The sequence below is a fragment of the Hyphomicrobium sp. genome (genome assembly GCF_009026145.1).
Classification (GTDB): Bacteria; Pseudomonadota; Alphaproteobacteria; order Rhizobiales; family Hyphomicrobiaceae; genus Hyphomicrobium_A.
Genome location: NZ_WBUE01000052.1, coordinates 1 through 8,474, shown reverse-complemented (window position 1 = coordinate 8,474; position 8,474 = coordinate 1). Strand labels below are relative to the sequence as shown.

Sequence of the window (8,474 nt, the reverse complement as noted above, 5' to 3'; positions counted from 1 at the left end):
AGTCGAGCGCGAGCGCAAGAAGGAGGCTGAGGCCGCGGCGGCCGCGGCCTCAGCCTCCTTCTTGCGCTCGCGCTCGACTTTGCGCCAGTTGGTGACCGCCGCGTTGTGCTCCTTCAGCGTGTCGGAGAACGTGTGGCCGCCGGTTCCATCGGCGACGAAATAGAGATCGGTGGTGGCCGGCGGAGCGAGCGTCGCTTCGATCGCCGAGCGCCCCGGGTTGCAGATCGGCGTCGGCGGCAATCCGCCGATCTGGTAGGTGTTATGGCTCGTCTTCTGGTCGAGGTCGGCGCGCGTGATCGCGCGGCCGAGACTTCCCTGCCCGCCGACGATGCCGTAGATCACCGTCGGGTCCGACTGCAGGCGCATGCCCTTCTTCAGACGGTTCATGAATACTGCCGCGACGCGGCCCCGCTCATCCGCGCGCCCCGTCTCCTTCTCGACGATGGAGGCGAAGATCACCGCCTCCTCGGGCGTGGAGATGGGGAGGCTCGGTTGGCGCCGCTCCCAGGCGGCGGCGAGGAAGCGCTGCATCTCGCCCTGCATGCGCTCCAAGAGCTCGCGGCGCTCCATGCCCTTCGAGAAGCGGTAAGTGTCGGGCAGCAGCGATCCTTCGGGCGGGATGTCGGTGACGTCGCCCGTAAGCTCATCCTCCTCGCGCAGCTTCTCGACGATCTGCAGGCTGGTCATTCCTTCCGGGATAGTGATCTTGGAGAGAACGCCGCGCCCTTGCGTCAGCGTCTCCATGATCTCGGCCATGCTGGCGTTCTTCTTGATCTCGTAGTCGCCTGCCTTCAGCTCGAGCGGCTTGGGACCGAGAGCGCTGCGCAACAGGTAGTTGACGATGAAGGCCCAGCGATTGGAGATGGCGCCTTCCTTCTCGAGGCGCGTCGCGATCTCGATGCGCCCCTCACCCTTCGGCACGGTGACGACACGCGACACGGCCAACGGGCCGGGCATCTCGAACTGGTGGTAGAGCAGCGCGACCATGCTGCCGGCGGCGAGCATGAGGAACAGGATAAGCGTGAACAGGCCGCTCAGGAAGCGCATGAAGCCCGAGCCGCGGCGCGGCGCGTTGGGTGGGAGCGATCCGCGCGGCGGTCCGGGTGGGCGCGATGGCTCCAGCATCTCGGCCGGCGAGCGTGGACGGATGCCCCCTCGCCGAAAGGGCGGTTCATGCCTCGAAGGGGGGAAAGTGCTCAAGATGCGCTCCCGACGAAGCCGTCCCGCGCGGCACCGGAATTAGTCTCGCCCCGACCCTAGTGTCCCCATTCCGAAGTTCGCCAGAGTTTGCTGCTGGGCAGGGAGCGAACTTCGCAATGATAAGGGACACTAGATTCATAGACTTGCTAGTGTGATTCAGATCGAGAAATTCGCTCGATACCCATCCGCCAATACTGGCGAATTTCTCGATCATCACACTAGAGCCAAATATGGCAAAAGCGCGAAGGGAAATCGTTACCCGAGCGCGTGCCCGGCCGTCCCGTGGCGGTGATGCCTCAGGCGAAGCGGCGCAGGATGAGCGAGGCGTTGGTGCCGCCGAAACCGAACGAGTTCGACAGCACGGTGTTGATCTCGCGCTTCTTGGCCGCATGCGGGATGAGATCGATCGCCGTCTCCACCGAGGGATGGTCGAGGTTCAGGGTCGGCGGGGCGATGTTGTCGCGGATGGCGAGGGTCGAGAAGATCGCCTCGATGGCGCCGGCGGCTCCGAGCAGATGCCCGGTCGCCGACTTGGTCGACGACATGGCGAGCTTGCCGGTCGCGTTGCCGAACAGGCGTTCGACGGCGTTAAGCTCGATCTCGTCGCCCATGGGCGTAGAGGTGCCGTGCGCGTTGACGTAATCGATGTCGCTGACGTCGATCTCGGCGCGCTTCAGCGCGGCACGCATGCAGCGGTAGGCGCCGTCGCCGTTCTCGGCCGGCGCGGTGATGTGATAGGCGTCGCCCGACATGCCGTAGCCGATGATCTCGGCATAGATCTTCGCCCCGCGCGCCTTGGCGTGCTCGAGCGTCTCCAGCACCACGACGCCGGCGCCCTCACCCATGACGAAGCCGTCGCGGTCCTTGTCGTAGGGACGCGAAGCTGCGGTCGGGCGATCGTTGAAACCGGTCGACAGCGCACGGCAGGCGGCAAAGCCGGCCACCGCGATGCGACAGATCGGAGACTCGGTGCCGCCGGCGACCATCACGTCGGCATCGCCCAGCGCCACGATGCGGGCCGCATCGCCGATGGCGTGTGCACCCGTCGAGCAGGCGGTGACCACAGCGTGGTTGGGCCCTTTGAGCTTGTGCCGGATGGACACGTAGCCGGAGGCGAGATTGATCAGCCGCCCAGGTATGAAGAACGGGGAAACGCGGCGCGGGCCCTTTTCCTTCAAGAGGATCGACGTCTCGGCGATCCCCGGCAGGCCGCCGATGCCGGAGCCGATGAGCACGCCGGCGCGCTCCTGCTTATCGGGTGTGTCGGCGACATAGCCTGAATCGGCGATCGCCTGCTCGGCGGCCGCCATGGCGTAGATGATGAAGTCGTCGACCTTGCGCTGCTCCTTCGGCTCCATCCAATCGTCGGGATTGAACTTGCCGTCCTCCTTGGCGCCACGCGGAATGAAGCAGGCGATCTGGCAGGTCAGATCGTCGACCTCGAACTCCTCGATGCGGCGCGCGCCGTTGGCGCCGGCGAGCAGCGCCTTCCACGACGCCTCGACGCCGCAGCCGACGGGCGAGACCATGCCGAGACCTGTGATGACAACGCGACGCATCCTAGTCCTTCGAAGGGAAGATTGGCCGGCCCCCTAGCTTGCGGCCCGGTCAAGCCTCGAAGTCAAGCCTCGAAGTGCTTGGGTAGCCTCGCGCAAGCCACCGCGGCGTTGTCGTTCCTGGAGCCGCGGGCGGGCAGAGGGAAGCGACGACGTCAGGCGGCGCTGGCGTTCTTCTCGAGAAACTTGACAGCGTCCCCGACGGTCAGGATGTGCTCGGCGGCGTCATCGGGGATTTCGCAGCCGAACTCCTCCTCGAACGCCATCACGAGCTCAACCGTGTCCAGACTGTCGGCGCCCAGGTCGTCGATGAAGCTGGCGTTCTCGGTGACCTTCTCGGCCTCCACGCCCAAATGCTCCACGACAATCTTCTTCACGCGCTCAGCGACATCGCTCATCGTCTTCCCTCGCGTCGGTGTTGCTCTTGGCAGTTCGTAAATTCGGTTATCTGGACTAGCCCGTGACCCGGTCCTTGGCCTCAACTTGTATAGAGGCGCGCGCCACCGGCGGGTATTGAAACGACGCGGCTATTCCACTTGTTCGCACTCCGTGCGGCGGCCGAACTTCGGCCCTTCGTCTACTCGCGCAGAAGTGCCGAGGGCCGAAAAACCGTTCGGCTCGTTAACACACTTCATAGGCCTTGGCCAGCGGTGCCGGGCCGCATCCGGCCATTGCCATTGCGACCAAAATTCACCTGCCCGGCCAAGCGCTAGGGGCCACTGATGCACATTTACCATGGGCCTCAGACCATCGCCATGCCGCCGTTGATATGCAGGGTCTGGCCGGTGATGTACCCGGCCTCGTTGCTGGCCAGATAGACGACGCCGGCGGCGATTTCCTCCGGTGCGCCGAAACGCTGTTGAGGGATCATCTTGGCGATCTCCTCGGTCTGCTTCTCGTTGAGCGCGGCGGTCATGGGGGTCGAGATGAAGCCGGGGGCAATGCAGTTCGCGGTGATGCCGCGCGGGGCGACCTCGCGGGCCAGCGACTTGGTCATGCCGATCATGCCTGCTTTTGAAGCAGCGTAGTTCCCCTGCCCAGGGTTGCCGAACACGCCCGACACCGAGGCGATATTGATGATGCGCCCGAAGTTCGGCTTCGCCCGCAGCATAGCGCGGGCGGCGGCGCGGCACAGCATGAAGGTGGAGGTGAGGTTGACGGCGATCACCTCGTCCCACTGCTCGTCCTTCATCACCATGAAGAGGTTGTCGCGCGTGAGGCCGGCGTTGTTGACGAGGATGTCGAGGCGTCCGAGCTTGGCCACCGCCTGATCGATCAGCTTGGAGACCTCGTCGCGCTTGCCGAGATCGCACGGCAGCACATGCCCGCGGTCGCCGAACTCTTTCGCCAACGCCTCGAGCTTGTCGGCCTGGCGTCCCGACACGGCAACGGTGGCGCCCTGGGCATAGAGCGCGCGGGCGATGGCACCGCCGATGCCGCCGGTCGCGCCGGTGACGAGGGCGGTCTTGCCTTTGAGGTCGAACATTTGAGGATCCTCTAGGTGTTGAGACGCGCGAGCGCGGCGTCGATGTCGGCCGGCGTGCCGACACTTGCTGCATGGAGCGAGGCGTCGATGCGCTTGGCGAGCCCGGCCAGCACCTTGCCGGCGCCGATCTCGTAGACGTCGGTGACGCCGCTGGCGGTCATGTAGGTAACACACTCGCGCCAGCGCACGGTGCCGGTGACCTGCTCGACAAGGCGCCGCTTGATCTCCTCCGGGTCGCTGATCGGCGTAGCCAGCACGTTGGCGATGACGGGCACCACCGGCGCCTTTACGTCGACCTTGGCGAGGGCCTCGCGCATGGCCTCGGCGGCAGGTTGCATCAGCGCACAATGGAAGGGTGCGGACACAGGCAGCGGCACGGCGCGGCGCACCCCATGCGCCTTGCCGATCTCCGGCACGCGATTGATGGCGACCTTGTCGCCCGACAGCACGACCTGGGTCGGCTCGTTGTCGTTGGCGATCTGGCACACATCACCCTGCGCGGCGGCTTCGGCCACCTTGCGTGCCGCATCGATGCCGACCCCCAGCAGCGCCGTCATGGCGCCCTTGCCGACCGGTACCGCGGCCTGCATCGCCTGCCCGCGCAGCTTCAGGAGGCGCGCCGCATCGGCGAGCGAGAAGGCGCCGGCGGCGGCGAGCGCGGAATATTCCCCCAGCGAGTGTCCGGCGACGAACTTCACCTTGTCCTTGAGCTTGAAGCCGTGCTCCTTCTCGAGCACGCGCATCACCGCCATCGACACGGTCATCAGCGCCGGCTGCGCGTTCTCAGTGAGGGTCAGGGTCTCCTTCGGCCCCTCCCACATGATCTGCGACAGGTGCTGCGAAAGGGCCGCATCGACCTCGTCGAAGACCTCGCGCGCCACCGCGTAGGTCTGCGCGAGCTCGCGGCCCATGCCGACGTCCTGGCTGCCCTGCCCGGGAAATACGAATGCGATGGCCATGAATGTGGAGGCTCGTGTGGAGGATTTGGCTGGCAAGAACACGCCGCGCCAGCTGCTGTCAAGCGCGCGGATGGCGCGCGCAAGCCCGGGGAACGGGTGATGACGCGCCAGCGTTAGCGGTGGCCGGCTGCAGGACCGGAGGCCGTCATGATGCTGTCAGGCGGCCGTGGTCCCACTCCCCGGCAAATCGCAGGAGAGCTCCCGTGCCGGGCGATGGCGCCTTCGACCCCGAAATCCTATCGATCATGACCGGTGCCCTCGATGCCGCCTGGGCCGAGGTCGAGAGCCGCAACGCCATGCGTGGCGAGCCGGAGAAAGCGGGCATCCGCCGTGCCCTGGCGCTGCGCATCATGGCCGCGGCGCGCGCCGGACAACGCGATCCTGCGCGCCTGCGGGACGTGGCGCTGCATGTGGTCGAGGGCTGCCGCATCACGCGGCCCACCGGCTGGCCCCCGGCTTAACCGACTACAGCGGCCCCTCCGTTAACGGACGCTGCGCCGCCGCTATGCTATGCATGCAGCGTTGAACGTGAGGGCGCGATGCGGAGAGTTCACCTCGCCTTTATCATCCTGCTCGCCGGGTCGGCGCCTGCGTGGGCCTGCGAGGCCAAGGCGCACCTCAAATACAATGCGCCGGTCGAGCTCGAAGGCACGCTCAAATCCGGACAAGGCCAGCACGAGGCGCAAGGGGCCTTCACCTACAGCTACCTGGAGTTGGACGAGCCGGTCTGCGTCGATGGCGCCGACGAGTTCAACGAAACCACCCAGAACCCCGTTGCGCGTATCCAAATCGCCGGCGAGGAAGCGAGCAAGGATCTGCCATTCGGCAAGCGCGTTACGGTGGCGGGAACACTGTTTGCGGCCCACACCATGTGGCACGCCGAGGACGTGCTCATCGACGCATCAGAAGTGAGGCAGAGGTAGCTTCAGCGCCCCCTCGCCCGCTTCGCCGCGCTCTTGGCAGTACGCTTGCGCACACTTGGGCCAGTTGCGGCCGAGGGCGCGGCAAAGCCTTCCCAGAACGCCGCCTGCTGATTGACGAGCAGGCGCGCCGGCGACCACGTCATCATCGCCCCGAGCAATGCCATTTGGTTGTCGAGCACCGAGCGGCGCAGCGGCTCGAACAGTGATAGCTGGTTGTCGAGCATCGAGCGCCGCGGCGCCTCGCGCTTCACCGCGTCGTTGACGGCAAGTGCCTTTATCTTTGTGCGCTGGCGGGTCGAAGGCTTGGCGGCTGTCGGTGGGCGGGCGGACTTTTTCTTACGCGGGGGCATGGGTCGATCCTCGATGTAAGAGCCAAGCCGCCCCTGAAAGGCGCGGCGACATCCCCCCGAACGTCGAACAGTGCCAACCTACAGGCGATAACCTGCGCTGGGCAAATGGGAATCCACGCTCCCTTTTGCCTCAGATCAACCAAAAAATGCCGCGCGCCGGCCGATGCTTGGAACGCGGAGCCTCCTGTGCCGTTGAATGTTGATTAGCGGGAAAGGGAATGGCGAACGAGAAACAAAGGAATGCACTGTTAGTGATTGGTAAGCATCTCAAGTCAGAACTCGATCGGGCCACCCCGGAGCCCAAGCCCGACATCGAGCGCGCCCTGAGACGTTTGCTCGAGCGCGACATTGCCGAGCGCTCACGCCCGCATACGCGCTGGTCGGGTAAGTCGAAGTAAGTAGTCCTCAACCGCGGCTAGAAGCGGTGCCTGAGGCCGGCGCTATGCACGCGCGTATTATCTATCCCCGCCTCGCGAACCCCGCATAGAATCCCGCGCCAGCCCAACTCGGAGACCCGGGGTGCAGACGTGCGCTGGCGGATGTGCAGGAGATGGGCCGGCACGAATGCGCCGGGGCCGTAAGCGTAGCCCCATGATTTACTGTCGCCGACGCGAAAATGTCGGTGGGCCCCGGGCGTCCGTGCGAAGCATGGCTCCGCCATGACGATGCAATCCGGGGAAGACGGTAATCGGGACATCGTGCCTGGGTGGGGCGGCGATGGCTGCATCCACACGAACAAGTAGAAGGGCCAGGACCGCCCCGCTCCCCGTGTCATCACCCCGGGCTTTCCCGCCGCGGGGCGCACAGTGCTACGTCGCTCCACAACAGTCATCCCGGTCATGCCGGAGGCATGCTTCCAGCATGGGCGAGTGAAACGAGCGAGACCGGGGATCTAGCAATAGGAGTGCGTGAGCTCAGTATCTCAAGAGGCTTCGCCGCACATGCGCTGGATCCCGGATCACGCTCGCGCGTGTCCGGGATGACGGACGGAGAAGGCGGGCGCGTTCGATCGCCACGGCGACTAGAGGTGCATCGCCTGCAGGCGGGCATACTGCTCGATCGCCGCCCGCCGCGAGATGATCTGCTCGACGATGTGGTGGGTGGCGCCCGACGCGCTGGCCATCCTCAGCGCCTCGGTGGCGGCAAGGCCCTGGGATGGCTGCGCCCCGACCTGGACGAAGACCTCGCCATTGACCCGGTAAATCGCCCACCTGCGAACCATTGGTAGTGGCATACGCGTACCTCCGAACCCGCCGCAGCGCTCCGCTGGGCATGCTCCGGCTCTAAACCAGGATTGGCCGGTCCGCTGTCGCGTGGGGAACAGGGATTGTCCCATGCCGGGCGCTGTGACCGTGCCCGGCCCATTACCCGGCATCCCTTGCCAGGCCGGCAAATTCGGCTATAAAGCGCCCCTTGCTCGCTTCGGCTGGAGGCTGAACGGGGAGCCGCGCTTAGGGGAGACCCATGAGCGGCAGGGCCATAGTAGGCCCGGTTCCCGGTGTCTTCGCTCTCATGGGTGACCTGCTTGGGCCTTTCTCGGGTCCATAAGGGGCTTTGCGCCGGAGCGGCACGAACAAAGGGAAAGGCCATTTACATGCCGCTATACGAGCATGTGTTCCTGGCACGCCAGGACGTCTCGAACGCTCAGGTCGAGGCGCTGACCAAAGAATACACCGATCTCATCGAGCAGGGTGGCGGCAAGGTCACCAAGTCCGAGTACTGGGGCGTCAAGTCGCTCGCCTACAAGATCAAGAAGAGCCGCAAGGCGCACTTCTCGCTCTTGAACATCGATGCCCCGCCCGCCGCCGTCGCCGAGATGGAGCGGCGCATGGGCCTGTCGGCCGAGATCATCCGCTTCCTCACCGTCAAGGTCGATGAGCACGAGACCGAGCCGTCGGTGATGATGCGCAAGGGCGACCGCGACGAGCGCGGCGAGCGTGATCGCGGCGGCTTCGGCGGCCGCGGTGGCGGCTTCCGCGGCGGTGGCGGCGGTGGTTTCC

11 protein-coding genes are annotated in these 8,474 nt (G+C 65.7%); 4 read left to right on the top strand and 7 right to left on the bottom strand.

What is annotated here, in order from left to right:
- The 5 genes from mltG to fabD form a co-directional block, all read right to left on the bottom strand.
- On the bottom strand, positions 1 to 1,125 hold a 1,125-nt coding region (gene mltG, locus F9K20_RS20980), incomplete at its 3' end, for an endolytic transglycosylase MltG (RefSeq protein WP_291006684.1).
- Positions 1,126 to 1,496: 371 nt separating this feature from the next.
- The gene (fabF, locus tag F9K20_RS20975; RefSeq protein ID WP_291006681.1) at positions 1,497 to 2,759 is read right to left on the bottom strand and encodes a beta-ketoacyl-ACP synthase II; all 1,263 of its coding nucleotides are present in this window, start codon (positions 2,757 to 2,759) and stop codon (positions 1,497 to 1,499) included.
- Positions 2,760 to 2,911: 152 nt separating this feature from the next.
- Positions 2,912 to 3,154, bottom strand: a complete 243-nt coding sequence (locus F9K20_RS20970; protein ID WP_068462321.1) for an acyl carrier protein — start codon at positions 3,152 to 3,154, stop codon at positions 2,912 to 2,914.
- A gap of 344 nt (positions 3,155 to 3,498) precedes the next feature.
- A complete protein-coding gene (gene fabG / locus F9K20_RS20965) occupies positions 3,499 to 4,242 on the bottom strand; it encodes a 3-oxoacyl-[acyl-carrier-protein] reductase (RefSeq protein ID WP_291006675.1) in 744 nt (247 codons plus the stop codon).
- A gap of 11 nt (positions 4,243 to 4,253) precedes the next feature.
- Positions 4,254 to 5,201: an ACP S-malonyltransferase gene (gene fabD, locus F9K20_RS20960; protein ID WP_291006672.1), complete on the bottom strand. Its 948-nt coding sequence runs from the start codon at positions 5,199 to 5,201 to the stop codon at positions 4,254 to 4,256.
- 203 nt (positions 5,202 to 5,404) lie between these two features.
- On the opposite strand from fabD, the gene F9K20_RS20955 reads away from it, so the two are divergent.
- Both F9K20_RS20955 and F9K20_RS20950 read left to right on the top strand, forming a co-directional pair.
- Positions 5,405 to 5,662 (top strand): hypothetical protein, encoded by a 258-nt coding sequence (locus tag F9K20_RS20955; protein ID WP_291006669.1) that lies wholly within the window; start codon positions 5,405 to 5,407, stop codon positions 5,660 to 5,662.
- 78 nt (positions 5,663 to 5,740) lie between these two features.
- On the top strand, positions 5,741 to 6,124 hold the full coding sequence (locus F9K20_RS20950; protein ID WP_291006666.1) for a DUF4431 domain-containing protein: 384 nt from the start codon (positions 5,741 to 5,743) through the stop codon (positions 6,122 to 6,124).
- 2 nt (positions 6,125 to 6,126) lie between these two features.
- On the opposite strand, the gene F9K20_RS20945 is transcribed toward F9K20_RS20950, so the two are convergent.
- The gene (locus tag F9K20_RS20945) at positions 6,127 to 6,474 is read right to left on the bottom strand and encodes a hypothetical protein (protein WP_291006663.1); all 348 of its coding nucleotides are present in this window, start codon (positions 6,472 to 6,474) and stop codon (positions 6,127 to 6,129) included.
- A 218-nt stretch (positions 6,475 to 6,692) separates the two neighbouring features.
- Between F9K20_RS20945 and F9K20_RS20940 the strand changes: the two genes are divergently transcribed.
- Entirely contained in the window at positions 6,693 to 6,872 is a 180-nt protein-coding gene (locus tag F9K20_RS20940) for a hypothetical protein (RefSeq protein ID WP_291006661.1), read from the top strand.
- 623 nt (positions 6,873 to 7,495) lie between these two features.
- Here F9K20_RS20940 and F9K20_RS20935 read toward each other — a convergent pair.
- The gene (locus tag F9K20_RS20935) at positions 7,496 to 7,708 is read right to left on the bottom strand and encodes a hypothetical protein (protein WP_291006658.1); all 213 of its coding nucleotides are present in this window, start codon (positions 7,706 to 7,708) and stop codon (positions 7,496 to 7,498) included.
- 360 nt (positions 7,709 to 8,068) lie between these two features.
- Here F9K20_RS20935 and rpsF point away from each other — a divergent pair.
- Positions 8,069 to 8,474: 30S ribosomal protein S6 (gene rpsF, locus F9K20_RS20930; protein WP_291006655.1), on the top strand; the 406-nt coding region annotated here is incomplete at its 3' end.

What these genes read in the sequence shown, in the direction of transcription:
- fabG (WP_291006675.1), bottom strand. Translation starts at nt 4,242, where the DNA reads ATGTTCGACCTCAAAGGCAAGACCGCCCTCGTCACCGGCGCGACCGGC.
- fabD (WP_291006672.1), bottom strand. Translation starts at nt 5,201, where the DNA reads ATGGCCATCGCATTCGTATTTCCCGGGCAGGGCAGCCAGGACGTCGGC.
- F9K20_RS20940 (WP_291006661.1), top strand. Translation starts at nt 6,693, where the DNA reads ATGGCGAACGAGAAACAAAGGAATGCACTGTTAGTGATTGGTAAGCAT.
- F9K20_RS20945 (WP_291006663.1), bottom strand. Translation starts at nt 6,474, where the DNA reads ATGCCCCCGCGTAAGAAAAAGTCCGCCCGCCCACCGACAGCCGCCAAG.
- F9K20_RS20970 (WP_068462321.1), bottom strand. Translation starts at nt 3,154, where the DNA reads ATGAGCGATGTCGCTGAGCGCGTGAAGAAGATTGTCGTGGAGCATTTG.
- fabF (WP_291006681.1), bottom strand. Translation starts at nt 2,759, where the DNA reads ATGCGTCGCGTTGTCATCACAGGTCTCGGCATGGTCTCGCCCGTCGGC.
- F9K20_RS20950 (WP_291006666.1), top strand. Translation starts at nt 5,741, where the DNA reads ATGCGGAGAGTTCACCTCGCCTTTATCATCCTGCTCGCCGGGTCGGCG.
- F9K20_RS20935 (WP_291006658.1), bottom strand. Translation starts at nt 7,708, where the DNA reads ATGCCACTACCAATGGTTCGCAGGTGGGCGATTTACCGGGTCAATGGC.